15 protein-coding genes and 1 tRNA gene are annotated in these 15,120 nt (G+C 47.3%); 7 read left to right on the forward strand and 9 right to left on the reverse strand.

Translation table 11 applies throughout. The features are described 5' to 3' along the window. Positions 1 to 4: 4 nt before the first annotated feature. Together H6780_00265 and H6780_00270 are read right to left on the reverse strand one after the other, a co-directional pair. Complete coding sequence (locus tag H6780_00265; protein USN88847.1) at positions 5 to 409, reverse strand: hypothetical protein; 405 nt, start codon at positions 407 to 409, stop codon at positions 5 to 7. Positions 410 to 419: 10 nt separating this feature from the next. Further along, positions 420 to 812 (reverse strand): hypothetical protein, encoded by a 393-nt coding sequence (locus tag H6780_00270; protein ID USN88848.1) that lies wholly within the window; start codon positions 810 to 812, stop codon positions 420 to 422. Between the two features lie 217 nt (positions 813 to 1,029). On the opposite strand from H6780_00270, the gene H6780_00275 reads away from it, so the two are divergent. The 3 genes from H6780_00275 (at position 1,030) to H6780_00285 (ending at position 4,128) form a co-directional block, all read left to right on the forward strand. Beyond that, positions 1,030 to 1,776, forward strand: coding sequence for a hypothetical protein (locus H6780_00275; GenBank protein USN88849.1), 747 nt, complete (start codon positions 1,030 to 1,032; stop codon positions 1,774 to 1,776). A gap of 106 nt (positions 1,777 to 1,882) precedes the next feature. Then, positions 1,883 to 2,050 carry a hypothetical protein gene (locus H6780_00280; GenBank protein USN88850.1) on the forward strand — a complete coding sequence of 56 codons (168 nt, stop codon included), beginning with the start codon at positions 1,883 to 1,885 and terminating at the stop codon, positions 2,048 to 2,050. Positions 2,051 to 2,922: 872 nt separating this feature from the next. After that, complete coding sequence (locus H6780_00285) at positions 2,923 to 4,128, forward strand: recombinase family protein (GenBank protein USN89249.1); 1,206 nt, start codon at positions 2,923 to 2,925, stop codon at positions 4,126 to 4,128. On the opposite strand, the gene H6780_00290 is transcribed toward H6780_00285, so the two are convergent. Continuing rightward, positions 4,090 to 4,161: transfer RNA gene (locus H6780_00290), tRNA-Asn, on the reverse strand. The two genes, H6780_00285 and H6780_00290, sit on opposite strands and share 39 nt — an antisense overlap. A gap of 102 nt (positions 4,162 to 4,263) precedes the next feature. Between H6780_00290 and H6780_00295 the strand changes: the two genes are divergently transcribed. From H6780_00295 to ung, 3 genes are read left to right on the forward strand one after another with little or no spacing between them, the layout of a single operon-like run. Next, positions 4,264 to 4,428, forward strand: coding sequence for a hypothetical protein (locus H6780_00295; protein ID USN88851.1), 165 nt, complete (start codon positions 4,264 to 4,266; stop codon positions 4,426 to 4,428). Positions 4,429 to 4,478: 50 nt separating this feature from the next. Next, entirely contained in the window at positions 4,479 to 5,336 is an 858-nt protein-coding gene (gene mutM / locus H6780_00300; GenBank protein ID USN88852.1) for a bifunctional DNA-formamidopyrimidine glycosylase/DNA-(apurinic or apyrimidinic site) lyase, read from the forward strand. 19 nt (positions 5,337 to 5,355) lie between these two features. Continuing rightward, positions 5,356 to 6,018, forward strand: a complete 663-nt coding sequence (gene ung / locus H6780_00305) for a uracil-DNA glycosylase (protein ID USN88853.1) — start codon at positions 5,356 to 5,358, stop codon at positions 6,016 to 6,018. A gap of 39 nt (positions 6,019 to 6,057) precedes the next feature. On the opposite strand, the gene H6780_00310 is transcribed toward ung, so the two are convergent. The 6 genes from H6780_00310 to H6780_00335 all read right to left on the reverse strand — a co-directional run bounded on the left by H6780_00310 (position 6,058) and on the right by H6780_00335 (position 14,352). Then, a complete protein-coding gene (locus tag H6780_00310; protein ID USN88854.1) occupies positions 6,058 to 6,213 on the reverse strand; it encodes a hypothetical protein in 156 nt (51 codons plus the stop codon). A 254-nt stretch (positions 6,214 to 6,467) separates the two neighbouring features. Next, complete coding sequence (locus H6780_00315) at positions 6,468 to 6,752, reverse strand: hypothetical protein (GenBank protein ID USN88855.1); 285 nt, start codon at positions 6,750 to 6,752, stop codon at positions 6,468 to 6,470. A 58-nt stretch (positions 6,753 to 6,810) separates the two neighbouring features. Then, positions 6,811 to 8,178 (reverse strand): glycosyltransferase, encoded by a 1,368-nt coding sequence (locus H6780_00320; protein ID USN88856.1) that lies wholly within the window; start codon positions 8,176 to 8,178, stop codon positions 6,811 to 6,813. Positions 8,179 to 8,181: 3 nt separating this feature from the next. After that, positions 8,182 to 9,645 (reverse strand): hypothetical protein, encoded by a 1,464-nt coding sequence (locus H6780_00325; GenBank protein USN88857.1) that lies wholly within the window; start codon positions 9,643 to 9,645, stop codon positions 8,182 to 8,184. A 103-nt stretch (positions 9,646 to 9,748) separates the two neighbouring features. Further along, positions 9,749 to 12,781, reverse strand: coding sequence for a tail fiber domain-containing protein (locus H6780_00330; protein ID USN88858.1), 3,033 nt, complete (start codon positions 12,779 to 12,781; stop codon positions 9,749 to 9,751). A gap of 53 nt (positions 12,782 to 12,834) precedes the next feature. Then, a complete protein-coding gene (locus H6780_00335) occupies positions 12,835 to 14,352 on the reverse strand; it encodes a hypothetical protein (GenBank protein USN88859.1) in 1,518 nt (505 codons plus the stop codon). Positions 14,353 to 14,429: 77 nt separating this feature from the next. Between H6780_00335 and H6780_00340 the strand changes: the two genes are divergently transcribed. Next, positions 14,430 to 15,077, forward strand: coding sequence for a hypothetical protein (locus H6780_00340; protein USN88860.1), 648 nt, complete (start codon positions 14,430 to 14,432; stop codon positions 15,075 to 15,077). Positions 15,078 to 15,120 lie beyond the last annotated feature (43 nt).

The raw sequence follows: 15,120 nt of genomic DNA on the forward strand, positions 1-15,120 counted from the left end.
ATCTTTACTTTTCTAGACGTAGTTTGAACTCTTCTTTTACCCGACCAGCTATCTCTGACTCCCACCCTTCAGCATTAGATAAAAAATACGCAACAATTGACCTTGCGGAGTCAGACCCGTAGCTGTCAGCCATAGTCTCTATCTCCATCATCGCCGTCACATACGGGTAGGCACTTCGAGACACACTATCACCCCAATCCTCCATAATAATGTCCGCCAGTTGACTCAACGTTAGTTCTGAAAGATCTTGATTGTCGTACCAGTGCTCTGCTTTCCCATCAAAGAAATGTTGGCACGAGTCACACATCCACTGTTTCTGGACCTCATTGGATATATCCATGAGATCACACATGTCTTCTACACTCGTTGCCTCATTTCCACCACATTTGGGACAGATCACTTTTGTCATATCAAACCTCTTAAGTCCCAGAGACAGCGTCAAAGAAACTAATAACTAAACCAATCAACGCCCAAACCCCAATAAATATGAACAGGTATTTAAAAACTTTACTCTGAGTTCTAGGCTCATCAGATCCATTACCATCAACACTATTGCCTCCGTTTTTTGATTGTCTCTTTGGACCAATGTCTGGATTATTACGCTTGATAGCTTCGACAATATCAATCGCAAAAAAGAAGCGTTGTAATAGGAGGGTTCCTATAACATATCCGAGCACCCCTAAAGGAAATATCTTACCGATAATAAAAATAGTGATCAACGCTACTACAGATGCCTGGAAGTTTCTATGCCGTTTTACCTCTTTGCCTATCTGCTCCTGGGTCTTAACCGGCTTTTCTTGCTGGTCTTTCATATTAAAAAGTGACTAGTTTACTCTGGCAGCAGGCACAACAAAGCCCGCTACTAAGGAAAGCTCCTTACGGAAACTTCTACCAGCGTTTCCACTGGTAACGATAGACACGCCCTTAATAACGGGTTCTCTTGTGTCTATCGTTTTTCGACCATGCCGCTATCTCACGACTGCGGGTTAGGTCATTGAAATATTTAGTTGTTCGAGTATTGTATCAGAAGTGACAAAAAACATCGAAACAGACAAAGTAAAAATAATAAAGGAGGCTGCAGAACTTCATCTGAACCCCATTTTACGTGACAAAACATATCTTCTTCTAAAGACACTAAGCAGGGTCAGCAACCCAAGACTTTCACACCACAAAAAAGAGGTATCTGTTACAGAACTCACTCATACGGAACTTTCAGAAGAGGACTTAGACAAAATTTTGCAGTTTATTGAAGACTGTTTAACACGAATAAGAACATTGGCCGACATTGGTTGGTCTGGAAAAAGTGTAATGGAAAGGCCATCATTTGGACCTAAATTTAAAGGACCGTATATCCAAGGCTCAAAAGTCGTACTCAATACTTTTTTCGATTATCACCCCTTTATCTCTGCACTGTCTAACAGCACTGAAGAGGACGGCGCAAACAAACTAGCATCGACGCCCACAAACACACTTGTAGCAAGTAGAAGTCTTAAAGGTATTTACTTCAAGAATGAACCGGGGCTTATTGTGAAATACAAAATGCGCAGACTTAATCTGATCCTTCACTTATTCAAATACGGAGAAACAAAAACATCTGATCTTACAAATGATTTGACGCCCGATGGAAGCGATAATGATTATGATGTTGAAGACGCTGTGAGACACATCAACAATAGGTTCATAGAAGAACTCAAATTGGAAGATAAATTGATTATCGGTGAGTGGGGTTCAGGGTACCGCATCAACGAAAAGTACAATACTGAAATTGCCGACTAACTACTTTAAAACAGGGTCAAAACAGGGTCAGTCATCTTAAAAGAAGTGGAAAAGACTACAAAAAAGCCAGGTCATAACAGGACCAGGCTTTTGTTATTTTTGTGACATGGCTATTAAACATGGCACCAAAGAGTCGTTTAGAGACATCGCAGCTAAAGAGTGTGGGCTAGAACTTAGTCCTTCTGAAGCAGCTGTTCTACTAAACGATCTCGTCAAGTATTATCGCCTACTTCATCAGCTTGACCAGAAGATCAAACAAGCTAGTGAAGGCTAATGCACATTGACCAGAGGTGGTAAGTGGCTCCTCTCTAAAAAAGTAACTTGGAGGTGGTGTGCAGATGCCAATCCCCCGCTCTGACTTTAGGGTTGTCAACGGGGGACCTCATCTGCACGTCACTAATCTTCCTGCTTCTATCAAAGTTAGAGGGTAAATAGAAGATAAGGTTGGTCAATAGAACATAAACCTCCCCTTTTACATAGTATGAGGGGAACAAAACCCTAATTTAAAAATGTAACGTTTTATACAAAAACTATGGTACGATCTCGATTAATAAGGGTTCACGAGGATATACACCAGAAACTAAAGGGCATGGCCATTGAAAAGAAGATAACCTGCGCTGCCCTCGTCGAACAAATGCTTTTATCATACTTCCGCTGGAACAATATTGACTTCAAGTTTAAACCTAAGAAAAAACTTAGTGCTCAACAGGAAATTAATAAACAGACAAAGAAAGACCTAAAAATAATTGATAAACTAAATAAGTAACTATGGAAAAAGCAGTAATCTACGCACGAGTATCATCAAAAGAACAAGAAGAAACTGGCTACTCCTTACCAGCCCAGCTGGACCTACTTCGTAAATACGCTGAGAAAAATGGTTTTAAGGTCTGCAAAGAGTTTTCTATTGCTGAGTCTGCGACGAGTCAAAGCGGTCGTAAGACCTTCCAAGCAATGCTTGCGTACACCAACCAGAAGAAAATACACACGATCATTTGTGAAAAGATCGACCGACTCACTAGGACCCCTAAAGATGCAGGTGTAATTGACGACTGGGTGCGCTCAACTGAAACCCGGACCGTCCACTTTGCCAAAGAAGGCTTCATTCTCAGTAAGCAAACCAAAGCGCACGAGAACCTCGTTTGGAACATGAAAGTAGCTATCGCTAAGTTCTACACCGACAATCTATCTGAGGAGGTTCGTAAAGGTCAGGCTGCCAAGATTGCTGCCGGCCACCTCCCCACCAAACCACCGCTTGGATACCGAACCGTCGGGGAGCAAGGTAAGAAGGTGCACGTTATTGACGACAACACAGCCCCGCTGGTTAAGAAAATGTTTGAGATGTATGCCACCGGGAACTTCTCTGTCGTCGAACTAACAAAACGAATTAATCTGATAGGTCTCCGTAATCGAAACGGGAACAAGCTGAGCAAGACACGAGTTCATGACTTTCTCTCAGACCCATTCTATTACGGAGACATGCGTTGGAACGACAAGATATTCAAAGGAGCTCATGAACCACTGATCACTCTGGAGCTCTTCAACAAGGTTCAGGAGAAGCTAGGTCGAGGTACTGCTAGCCCATACTACCGAACTCATCCACTGCTATACAAAGCGAAGGTCACTTGTGCCACTTGCGGCTTCTTGGTGAGTTGGGAAAGACAGAAAGGACACGTCTATGGCTCTTGTAAGCATTGTAAGAGCCCTCTAGGAGCATCATCCAAGTACTTACGAGAAGAAGAGTTAGACAAGAAGATCATCGAGAAAGTGCTAAAAGTAGCACCTAAGAACCAAAAGGTGCTCGACATCCTCAACCAAGCGTTAAAAGAGGACGCTGAGGAGGAAATACATGCTTACGAAACCAGTAAACGCCAGCTGGAAGAAAACCTACGCCGTGGCGACCTAAGAGTCGACACAGCTTACACGGACCGCTTAGATGGACGTATCGGCACAGAACGATATGACGGTATTAAAGCTGAATGGGATGCAGAAAGAAAAGCGATCTTGAACGAACTGACTCGTCTTAGCAACGATAAGTCAAAGTATTACGACGCTGGTTTCTCAATCCATGTCTTGGCTACAAAAACCCGAGAGATCTACGAGAGTCAACACGTTACAGACGATGATCGTCGCCTGCTGTTAAGTTACGCCTTCAACAAAGTCACACTAGAAAGAGGCAACATCGAAGTTGAGTACACTCCAGCGTTCGAATATCTGCAAAAATGGGTACCTGCAGTAAACCAGAGTTTCGAACTTGCAAATAGTGGCTCTAATGAAAGACAAAAGGTGCCTTTCGGCACCTCTCATCCTACTTTGCTCCGCGGGCAGGATTCGAACCTGCGACCAATCGGTTAACAGCCGACTGCTCTACCGCTGAGCTACCGCGGAATATATGTGTAGCTCTACCTGAATCAATCAGGTATGGGTATTTTACAGATTTTTTAAGAAGATACAACCTCTTTATGAATACAGTGCTACACTATAGAACGTATGGAAAAACGAATGATTTGGCTCATGGCCGGAATTGGCGGATGGATTGGTGGATATATACCGACACTCTGGGGCGCCGGTGGCTTTAGCATATCGACCATTATTTTTAATGGCCTTGGTGCCCTCTTGGGGATTTGGGTTGGATTTAAAATGACACACTACTAGGAGCCCGCTTCCCTACTTGCCGAAGCAGTGAATATGGCTACTATGTAGCTATGCCAGAACTACCAGAAGTAGAGACTGTCCGCCTGCAGCTCTTGCGAAAAGTGCTTGGAAAAACCATTGCCTCAGTGGAGGTATTTCATGCGAAGACAGTGGCGCATGATGAGCACGTCGAAGACGCGCTCATTGGGAAGACTATCGCTCACATCGACCGCATCGGTAAGCTGATGATATTTTCGTTTGTTGACGAAGACAATCTCTTTCTCCTTGCACACCTGAAGATGACCGGGCAATTCTTTTTTGTCGCGGAAGGTGGCGAAGCGGTCGGCGGCGGTCATTCCATGACCGCCGACCGCGACCTAGGTCGCCACACGCGAGTCGCATTTCACTTTACCGACCATTCCACGCTCTTTTTCAACGACATGCGTCTTTTCGGTTACACTAAACTCGCCACCAAAGCCGAAGTAGAAAAAGCACGCAGCGGCTTTGGACCCGAACCAATCGACCCAGACTTTGATATAGAATGGTTTACCAAAAAACTGCGCATGAGAAAGACGCCAGTAAAGGCAGCCTTGCTCGACCAATCATTCGTCGCTGGCCTTGGTAATATTTACGTAGACGAAGCACTCTGGCGCGCCAAAATACGACCCACCAGACGGGCGGACAAAGTCACTAAAGCTGAAGCAGCTCTCCTCGCCACCGCCGCCGGCGAGGTGATGCGCGAGTCTATAAGAGTCGGCGGCACCACCTTCCAACACTTCGTCGACACCGGCGGCGATAACGGCAACTTCACCGACTACCTTAAAGTATTCGGCAAGCAAGGCGCCTCCTGCTCACGTTGTGGCAGCATAATAAAAAAGATTCGTTGCGCTGGACGTGGCACCCACTACTGTCCTAGCTGTCAAAAATAGTTGTTATAATGTCTCACGTATGGAAGTCGCTATCGAATCATCTTGGAAACAAATGCTTGCTGACGAGTTTGAGCAACCATATTTTAAAGATCTGGCAAAGACAGTACGACACTCATACCTTTCACAAACAATCTTCCCTGCTCCCAAGAACATCTTTAATGCATTTACGCTTTGTCCATTTAATCAGGTTAAAGTGGTTATTCTGGGACAAGATCCCTACCATGGCATTGGACAAGCACACGGGCTTTCTTTTTCGGTACCTGAAGGTATCAAAACTCCACCGTCACTTCAAAATATATACAAAGAAATTAAAGCAGACCTTGGTATAGAAATACCTGAAAGCGGAAACCTAGAGCGCTGGGCCACGGAAGGTGTACTGCTACTCAACGCGACCTTAACTGTCGAAGCTGGAAAGGCTGGCTCACACCAAGGCCTGGGGTGGGAACAGTTTACTGATGCGGTTATTAAGAAAATCTCTCACGAAAAAGAACATATTGTCTTTCTGCTTTGGGGAAACTTTGCCCGCTCCAAAGCAGCGCTCATTGATACAGAAAAACACCTCGTACTTGAAGCACCCCACCCATCTCCCTTCTCCGCACACAGCGGCTTCTTTGGCTGCAAGCATTTTAGCAAAGCAAACAACTATCTCACCGAACACGAAGAAGCTCCGATTAACTGGTAAAAGAAAAGCGACGCTACCGCGTCGCTTTAAAACATCTGCTCAGACATACCCGAGAAGCACATCGGCTGCGTCAAGCTGCTGGATGTCTTCATATTTCACTCGTCGGCCGTCGGCCAAGAGCCATTCTCCACCAGGCTCATCAGGAGCCGACTGCACAAGTATTGGCCACGACTCTTCGTCAAAGAGAATAACCATGGGTGCTCTCTTCGGGCCTTGTTCTTTCAGGTACTTGTAGTGCTCAATCCAGACTTGCTCGCCGCTTGACCAGCAACGAAACCGAGCCCACCAAGACCTCCAACCAGTTTTTCTCTGTGCGCCTGACATAACTTCTCCTTGAAAGAACATTTCTGGCGCCAGTGTCTCATAAATTGAAACGTTGTCAAAGTGGCACAGATTCAAAGAAAAAAGCGATGTCCGAAGACATCGCTTTGTGTGTGAACCAGAGCTTATTAGCCCTGGTAATATTCCTTGCTCGCGATCTCGACGATCTTCGAGCCGGGAACCCGACGTTCTTTGCCACTCGGCAGCATGACCACGAAGGTCGTACCGTCGATACGGACGCCGTGTGCCAGAGGCACACGCACACCTTTTTCGAGCACCAGCTCGAGACCTTCATCGTAACGCCGCTTGCGCAGCGCCACGAGCAGACCGATGTGATGTGCGAAAGCCTTGATAGCCTTCACCAGTCCAGCGCCGAACGTCGGAAGAACAAATTGCTTTGCAGTTGCTTGCATGATAATCTCCTTCCTTCCGTGGTTGACTAATTACAGTTTGCCAGACCCACTTATTTTGTCAAGTAGACTTGCGGAACTTTTCAAATGGACGGAACCAAACCTTGCCTTTTTCCAGATCAGCTCCTTTGCGCGAACCCCACACGCTGATGCGCCCGGGCGTAAACAACGCTTGGAAACGAATGAATTGCCAGAAGGTCACCAAAACCACAAAGACCGGCAGTAGCAGCAGTCGCGATGGGTATCGCAGTAAGTGCCACAACTGACGAACCGTGAACGTGAGCAACACTCCTGCCACCGAGTACGCTAGAAGCATCCACAGCGGCATTGCCAGACCCGCTTCTCCCCAGATAGCCAGATATCCCATCCTGACTACCAAAAATACCGAGATAAGGGTTAGCAATAGGTCTGTGTAGTACTGATACATCACAAACCCGAGCCGCCAAAACCAGCTTTTGCCGGTATACCTGAAGGTCAACCACTGACTGGAGGTTGCCCAGCGCCGGAATATGCGGTTTATCTGCCGGAGTTTTTTCGGAAGCGTTGTTTCCACGGTCGCCCGCGGATTCATCACTGTCCGATACCCCAACTCTTCCACTCGCAGGGTCATTCGCCGATCGTCACCCGCATGCGCTTGCACGCGAGCGATTGAAACAAATGGCCACTTGAATGAATATGTCGGCACCTTCCAGTACTCTTCGACCAGCTCGTCCATCCAGTCAGCGATGATACAGGAGCGGACCATATACAGGCGCCCCGGCAAACACCCGACCTGACCAAACAGACTACCAGCCGCCATTGATCCACCGATGCGAGCATCCTCAAGCCAGTCAAGAATGCGCAGCAGCCAATGATTGGGGTTGCGAATACGTTGCGCAGTCGTCACCCCACCCACTCTTTCATCGACAAACGGCCGAAGCAGTTCGCCAATGATATTGTGGTCTGGCGTGGTCGGCACCGTATCAGAGTCATGGAAGGCAGAAAATTCATACAGCACTCCATGCTTCTTGGCCCACTCCACTGCATTGCGCAGATTTTTTCGCTTACTGCGCGCATTGGTCATGAAGACGTGTGCACCATATTGCTCGGCGATTTCAGCCAAGGCGCCTCCTTCTTTCGGATACACGTCGGCCGCGTCGACAATACATATGATGGCGTACTTGTCTGCCCATTTTTCAAGCGACGCCCGCAAGGCTGCGAGCGCCTCGTGTAAGACTTCAGGATCCTCCAGGTATATTGGTTCGAAGAGTGTCACGCCAGTAGCTCGAGTGAGCGGATGCTGCATGAACAGCTTTCCGCGTCGAATCTGGTGATGAAAGTACACACCAAGTAGCTGCCGCGGCAACATAATCATCGTTGCAATGAAAAATAAGACTACGAACAGCGTTACTTCGTGACGAATATAGAGGTCGATGTATGTTTGACCCACCTTTCACCTCCTGTAGCCCTTGGTCCAGTCACCACCAAATGTGACGCCAACACGAATGCCGGCTCGCGTTTCACTGCGTCCGTCGAAGCGACTCGGCACCGGCACTGTATAGATTCGGTGCTCGAGATACACTTCAGCAAACTTTCTACCCCACTGCACTCCTGGTTGTAGCTCAGCATACAGACCGTAGCTCGCCGTGAGCGAAATTTGGTTATTCCACCACTTTTCGTCATTTGGTGATTCCACGAAACCAATCTGTACACCTGGCCCATGCTTGAATGATCCAGCCGTCGGAAAAAGAATACGCTGGTTTACGTACCCACGAAGCACAAAATCATCTTCGCCAAACGGCTGACCCGACACGGGGTTGATGGCTTGATTTGGCACCTCCCCCGCAAAGGACTTACTCAATGTCACGAAGACACTCCACGGCGCGTCAAAACTTGTGAGAACGACACCTTCCTTGAGAATATTGTCGACACGATCACGTTGCGGCCAGTACAGCCTCATCGTGCCCGCGAACGACGCACGATCTTCTGGAGCAATATCCCAGTCAATCGCCACATCATTTGAAACAGTGCCTGGTTTCCGTTTTCCGAAGAAAAAGGTCACCGTGTCTACCTGGTCAAACTCTGGCGCCTCGAGATCGAGGAACATTTGTTCAAACCATGGCAACTTCGGCGCGCACAATCCTGAGGTGGATGTCTCAGCAACGTTGATAGGCCGTTTTGTAAATGCGGCCGCCCGATCGTATGCCGGAGCAAATCCTGCAATGAACGGCTGCTCGTACTCCGAGACAGAATCATTACTACCAGATTCGGGACGATACTTTGGCGCCGTTCCACAGCGGTTGTAGCTGGAGATTGAGTACTGATCGACAAATTTATCGAGCGCCGACATGTAACGTCCTGCTTCTCCCAATACCTGCCCTTTACCATCAGCACGATTGAAGTTCACCTCAAAGAGCACACCGCTGTGAGCGTGATCAAAGAGACTGTGAATGTGACGCAATGCTGCAATTGCCTCTTCGGGCGTGTTGCCTTTTGCGTACATTCCCCACGGATGCCAAGAGGCATCTACCTCATGCAGTGGTCGAAGTACAATCTGCTTGTCCGCGCGACTGATAGCCGCCGCCAGATTGTTAAGATCAGGATCAAACCTCCCTTGCGCAATCCGACGAAGCAATCCCTCGCCCTGTTTATCGTCGATGATAAGCACCAAGATGAGATCATATCCTGCATCGAGATACTTTGCTTTTACCCACGACAGCGGTGCTCTCCGATTAACATCTGAGAGCAAGTTGTAGTAGACCGTGGCACACTTGATACCCAGTTCTTCCATGCGCTTGATATGCTCAGTGGAAGTCCATGCACTATCTTTTGCCAAACACGGCCGCGGCACACTCGCCTCCGCAAAAAGCGGAAACAAAAGCAGCGCAGCAAAGAGTGCTACCAGTAGCTTTTTCATGACATTCCTCCATGAAGACAGTCATATAAGTTGTAAAGAACAAACAAACAGCTCATTACAAGCTATTTTTACTAGATTACAATACAACTAATTATCGACTTAGTCAATTATCTGCTGAAGCTTCGACTTCGGCGGTCTCTACTGGAGGTTCTGGCTCTACAGTGGCAGATGGGACCGTCTCTTCCATTTGTTCATACGTATCAGCCTTAGCATCAAAAGAATCTTCCTCCCCAAGCATTTCGACAGCACCCGCGCCAACTTCTTGCGCCGTCTCCTCGGCTACCGATACCGAACTTGATGCTGATTCAAACACATCATCCAACACTCTTTCAACACTCGTAGTAGCAGTCACACTCTCTTCCTCAGCATGCTGAGTATCAGTATTAGAAGAAGCACCTATCGACGCTGAATCAGCTTCACTGTCTGAATCATTCGAAGCGTTAATTGCAGCTTCCAACGACGACACACGCACTTCAAGTTCAGCAATCTTCTGCTGATTGCCAGTCACGGTCTGCCATATTTCTTTCACTGCCTCCACCACAACGGCGAGTAAGTTGGCAGTATTGAGTGACCAATAGTCACCTCCTTTACGTACCACTTCAGGCACCACTTCATCTACCTCTTGTGCAATAAATCCGATTTCTTCTTGATCACCAAATCGTTCGTGATCTTTCCACTCATAGCGTACGCCACGAAGCTGAAGTAGTTTCTCTAAAGCTCCATCGAGGCTCTCAATATTTTGCTTTAATCGACGATCAGACGGATTGCGAATAATATTACCGTTTGCATCAGTAGCCAGCGTAGTTGCACCACCGAGCAACACGGAAGATTGCACTGTGCCAATCACATCGAGTGCCTGGTCAGGAGAAGTCGTTCCAATTCCCACATAACCATTGGTATCGATGGTGAGTCGCGAAGTGTTATTGGTCTGGAAACGAAGTTGATGATTTGAAAAGGTACCAAAAAATCCTTGGTAGTCCTCTGCGCGCATATCGAAAATAACATTGTTGGTAGTATCACGGAACCGTGCACCAGCTCCTGACGGCGCCACAATGTTAAGCAGTCGGCTATCAGTGCTACTGCCGATACTGATCCGCCCATCGTAACGTAGGCCGCCAACCGTACTTGACGCAATCCACTTGTCATTAAAGAGAGGGGCGATACTTTCTGTAACACCGTCGTTGCCAACCTTGATAATGGAATCTTCTTCGATAATGAAGTGATCGTTACCACCATCATCGCGATACGCTTCATTTACTCCCCATAGTTGCCCATCTACTTTTACGTATGAAGCATTTGTCACGCGCACACCTGTCAGCGGTGCAAGCGGCGGGTTGCCACTATCATCCACACCAATAATCTGCGAGAGGCCATTAATAAAGACGGGCGCCACCTTCTCTGATGTCGTACCAATAATTGCCACACCAGCATATGGAGTCTCGGTGCCGCCACTGAGATTGGCGCCGTCACGACGGGTCAAAAGACCATTAAAGGTTACAGTAGTAGTACCAGTAAGCGAGATGCGTACTCCATGACGGTCGTTGCGGTCGGTTGAAAAGTCAGTAAACATGAGTCCCCCATTGGCAGATGAGCCATCAATGTACAAGCCAGTCAGACCATTAAACACTGCACGAGAGTTGTTGATCTTTGTTTCACCCATTGATGAAAGATAGATACCGCGTAGCGCATTACCGACAGAAAGCAAGTCTTCAATGTATGAGTCATTGAGTGCAGTAGCACGAAAACCATGCCCATCAGCACTGTAGATAGAAAGTCCGCGAATCGTAAATCCGCGTGGATTACCGCTACCGGCACCCACCGCTGATTCAAAACCATTACCGGTCACTTGAGAAATATCGACATCAGTCAGTTTCCAATCACGCACCAAGCCTTCAAAGTAAACACCATCCACGTCCGTACTGGCCGACCCACCATCGAGACTCAGATACTCTAAGCGCCCACCGTTGTTATTGTTGACTTCGCCGGAAATTGCTTTATCGCGCACATGAATCATGGCCACTCCTGAGAAGCTGCCGAAATCTGCACGAATTGAGCTGCGCGGGGTACTTGAGTATGACCAACGCGGCGAATATGCACCGCGGAGCGTCACTGGCCGATCAAGTATGATTGGACTTGAAATACGATATTGCCCCATCGGAAAAAACACGGTGCCACCGTCGCCACAGGCGGCGATTGCGGCAGCAATCGCCGCGTCATTGATAGTGGAATTATCTCCGACAGCGCCATATGCCTCCACGTTACACACCTCACCACCAAGATCAACAATGCGTGCAGTCGTGGTACCTGCCAAAATAGTACCAGCTACGGTCAAAGTAGCTGACGGAGTGGTTGTGCCAATCCCAACGCTACCAGTTGACCGAAATACATCAGTGCCATTGCCTTGCCAAGTGCTTGCAGTAGAGCTAGAGAGGGCTTGCCCATTCCAATATAAATCGCCGTTTACGTTGTACAATCGATTAGCCACGCTTGTTGGTGCAGTCGCTCCTAAATAAAGCGCACCTGCCACAGCCAGTACGTCAGACGGGCTAGAGGTGCCAACTCCGAGCCAGCCAGTTGTATACGTTGTTCCCCCTAAAATTGCATCAGTGAGCTGTGGACTTGAAAAATCTCCGTCAGACAAAACCGAATCAAATCGATTACCAACAGTATCGTAGATTTTATCTACTGATTTAATAACATAATCTCGATCAGCACCTCCGGCAGAGCCTTTCACAGATAACGGAACAGCTGCTTGGTGCGGCAAAGAGTTAATATACATCAACACCTGTGTGATTCTCTCATTGAGACGCGCTTCTGTAACACCAGCGTACGACACTACCAGCTGCTGGCTCTCGAGAGTTTCATTCACCACGGGATACGACGATGTTGCTGCGGGTAATTCATCTGAAACTGGGCTAGTGACTACCGGCGGACGCACTACTACATCAAGCACTTCTGCATCACTAGTTACCACCTCAACTCGAACAGTAGTCTGGCAAAAACCAAGTGGACGCACTACCCACCCGAAAGCCGTACAAAAAAGACTGTCAGTTGATTCATCAGCATCAGCAAAAACTGGCGACACCAGTCCCACAAACACAACAACCAACGCAAGAAGCGAGTTAACAACCTTCATCTCTCCTATTGTACCAAGTACAGTAAATCGTGCCGAAGAAAGTGGGTACAGCGCTAGGCCACACCAGGGAAAAAATCACGAACAATTCGGCTTTTTGCCACACCCATACCACGCAAAAGCTTTGTGTAAGCATCTACCATACCTGGAGGACCAGAGAGATACCACGTGCGTTCAAGATAATCAGGCGTACGACGCTTTACCATTTCCTCCGTTAGATACCCAGATTCGTATGGCTGAGAGACCTCTTCTTTCGCCACCACAGGGATAAGCTCGAGCTGTACCGTACGCATCACACGTCCAAACACCTGTGAATACGCCAGTTCATTCATCATATTTACGCAATAGTACAGCGCCACATCACGGGGTTGATCAGCGTCTGCCAAGTATTGTAAATGACTACGAAATGGGGTCACGCCAATACCACCAGCGACAAACGCTAATTTTTCCGTTGAATCTTTCGGTAATAAAAAATCTCCTGCTAATTGACTGGCAATGATTTTTTCACCAACGTCCAGCTTGAGCAGCTCACGTTTATACGAACTGCCGTTTTCCGTTATTTTGAAAGCCATGCGCACTTTGCTTTCTGTCGGAGCAGCTGCAATTGTAAAGTAACGGCGAATACCCTTACTGTCTGATTTTTCATGGGGAAACATCCACTCTAGATACTGACCGGCTTTAAACGTAAAACCAGCTGGTTTCTTGAATACAAATTCATATGTGTTGGCGGCGATACGTTCTTTTGATTCAAACTCAAGATAGAGCTTACGACGCAACCTGGCTGGCAGCATAAAAATGTTGCCGATAATGAGCGCCAACTCTGGCGAAAAACTAACCAATGAGCTGTTTGAAAGAAAACCAACAAGACCTCCGTAGAGCGTCTGTGGCCCCTTTGTCGCCGGCATCGTAAACGGCTCAGTAAGCATGTAAAAGGCCAGGAAAAGCGTCGGCCATGACAAGAAAAAAGTACGTAGTGCATCTGGAATCAGCAAACCATAGCTGTACCCCTCAGCCACATAAATGACTACACTCACTAACACAAACGCTATTACCGGCACCCACTTACGCACCTTCATCACCACCAAAACACCAGTAATTATGAGCGGAACAAACAGCGCCGGATTAGCTACCCACCAACTAAACGTGTACACGCCTGTCACACTAAGTGCTGCAGCGCCAACGGCCGCTGGATTCATAAAGTGTTGCCGCCGGTATACAAAAATGAACTTTGACAGAATCGCAATCGTCACTGCTGCCACCAGCGGCCAATTTGAAAGAACATCTTCCTCAGGGATGGTAAGGAAGAAAAGTATAAAGGCTGTAATCACCGCAGATTCATGATTGACGGGAATGTTGGTGACAAGAGCAATAATCCAGTTAAGTGACAGTGCCACCAGCAATGCCAGCAATAATGCAAACAGTTGACCGAGTCCACTGTACGCTAAAAAGCCACTGAACCCAGCTACAATGGAACAAAACGCCAACGCAACCAATGAACCGAGCACCAAGCGGTACATACCAATTCCATCAACGAAGTGCTGTAGTGAGCGATATGGCTTTGTAATAATGTGCATCATGCAGTGTAGTACTTAACGGTGATAATAGTTTCAGTATACTACTACACCGTTTTACTGATTTAATTTCATTTACAATGCCGTACATAATTGCCGTATTAGCCCTAGCAGTTGTTGGTGTAGGTTTTGCTCTTTCACACAATCAGACTGACATAGCTGTCACTCAAAACACGGAAGCGACGGTAGCTGCTACCGAAGAAACTATTCCAAACCTCGTCTCAATTGATGATGAGTTAACTGAAGCACCAGAAACACCGATTGAAACCGAGGTTGTTATCGAAACAGAAAATACTGCCACCGTAGTAGCCAAGACTGAAATAACTTCTACACAAACGACACCCCAAACCAACACCATAGAACCAAACACTGCGACCACACCGAGTACGCCGGCCCCTGCAGCACCCACCCCAAGTACACCAGCTATTACGTATACATATGCAAACGGTACCTACAATGCTACCCGCAGTTATCGCACACCAGATGGAAACTACAGCATGGATGTGAGCCTGACAGTCAGCAACGATACAGTTACCGCTGTAGACATTTCCTTTAGTGGCAAAGCAGCTCGCGATAGCTACACCAAGCGCTTTTTAAAGAGTTATGAAGGTGGCGTTGTTGGGAAAGACCTTGAAAACGTTGACCTCGCTCGAGTTGGTGGCGCTTCACTAACAACAAACGCCTTTAACGTAGCAATCGACAGTATCAGGGCACAAGCTATCCTCTAGGTACAGATTTGGTTTTTCTTACGAATGTATTACTATACTAGTG

The organism is Candidatus Nomurabacteria bacterium (assembly GCA_023898565.1).
Classification (GTDB): domain Bacteria; phylum Patescibacteriota; class Minisyncoccia; order Phycocordibacterales; family UBA918; genus OLB19.

Bases quoted from the DNA above. Each gene is read 5' to 3' on its own strand.
- H6780_00265 (USN88847.1), bottom strand. From the start codon at position 409: ATGACAAAAGTGATCTGTCCCAAATGTGGTGGAAATGAGGCAACGAGT.
- H6780_00270 (USN88848.1), bottom strand. From the start codon at position 812: ATGAAAGACCAGCAAGAAAAGCCGGTTAAGACCCAGGAGCAGATAGGC.
- H6780_00280 (USN88850.1), top strand. From the start codon at position 1,883: ATGGCTATTAAACATGGCACCAAAGAGTCGTTTAGAGACATCGCAGCT.
- H6780_00285 (USN89249.1), top strand. From the start codon at position 2,923: ATGAAAGTAGCTATCGCTAAGTTCTACACCGACAATCTATCTGAGGAG.
- H6780_00295 (USN88851.1), top strand. From the start codon at position 4,264: ATGGAAAAACGAATGATTTGGCTCATGGCCGGAATTGGCGGATGGATT.
- mutM (USN88852.1), top strand. From the start codon at position 4,479: ATGCCAGAACTACCAGAAGTAGAGACTGTCCGCCTGCAGCTCTTGCGA.
- ung (USN88853.1), top strand. From the start codon at position 5,356: ATGGAAGTCGCTATCGAATCATCTTGGAAACAAATGCTTGCTGACGAG.
- H6780_00310 (USN88854.1), bottom strand. From the start codon at position 6,213: ATGGTTATTCTCTTTGACGAAGAGTCGTGGCCAATACTTGTGCAGTCG.
- H6780_00315 (USN88855.1), bottom strand. From the start codon at position 6,752: ATGCAAGCAACTGCAAAGCAATTTGTTCTTCCGACGTTCGGCGCTGGA.
- H6780_00325 (USN88857.1), bottom strand. From the start codon at position 9,645: ATGAAAAAGCTACTGGTAGCACTCTTTGCTGCGCTGCTTTTGTTTCCG.
- H6780_00330 (USN88858.1), bottom strand. From the start codon at position 12,781: ATGAAGGTTGTTAACTCGCTTCTTGCGTTGGTTGTTGTGTTTGTGGGA.
- H6780_00335 (USN88859.1), bottom strand. From the start codon at position 14,352: ATGCACATTATTACAAAGCCATATCGCTCACTACAGCACTTCGTTGAT.
- H6780_00340 (USN88860.1), top strand. From the start codon at position 14,430: ATGCCGTACATAATTGCCGTATTAGCCCTAGCAGTTGTTGGTGTAGGT.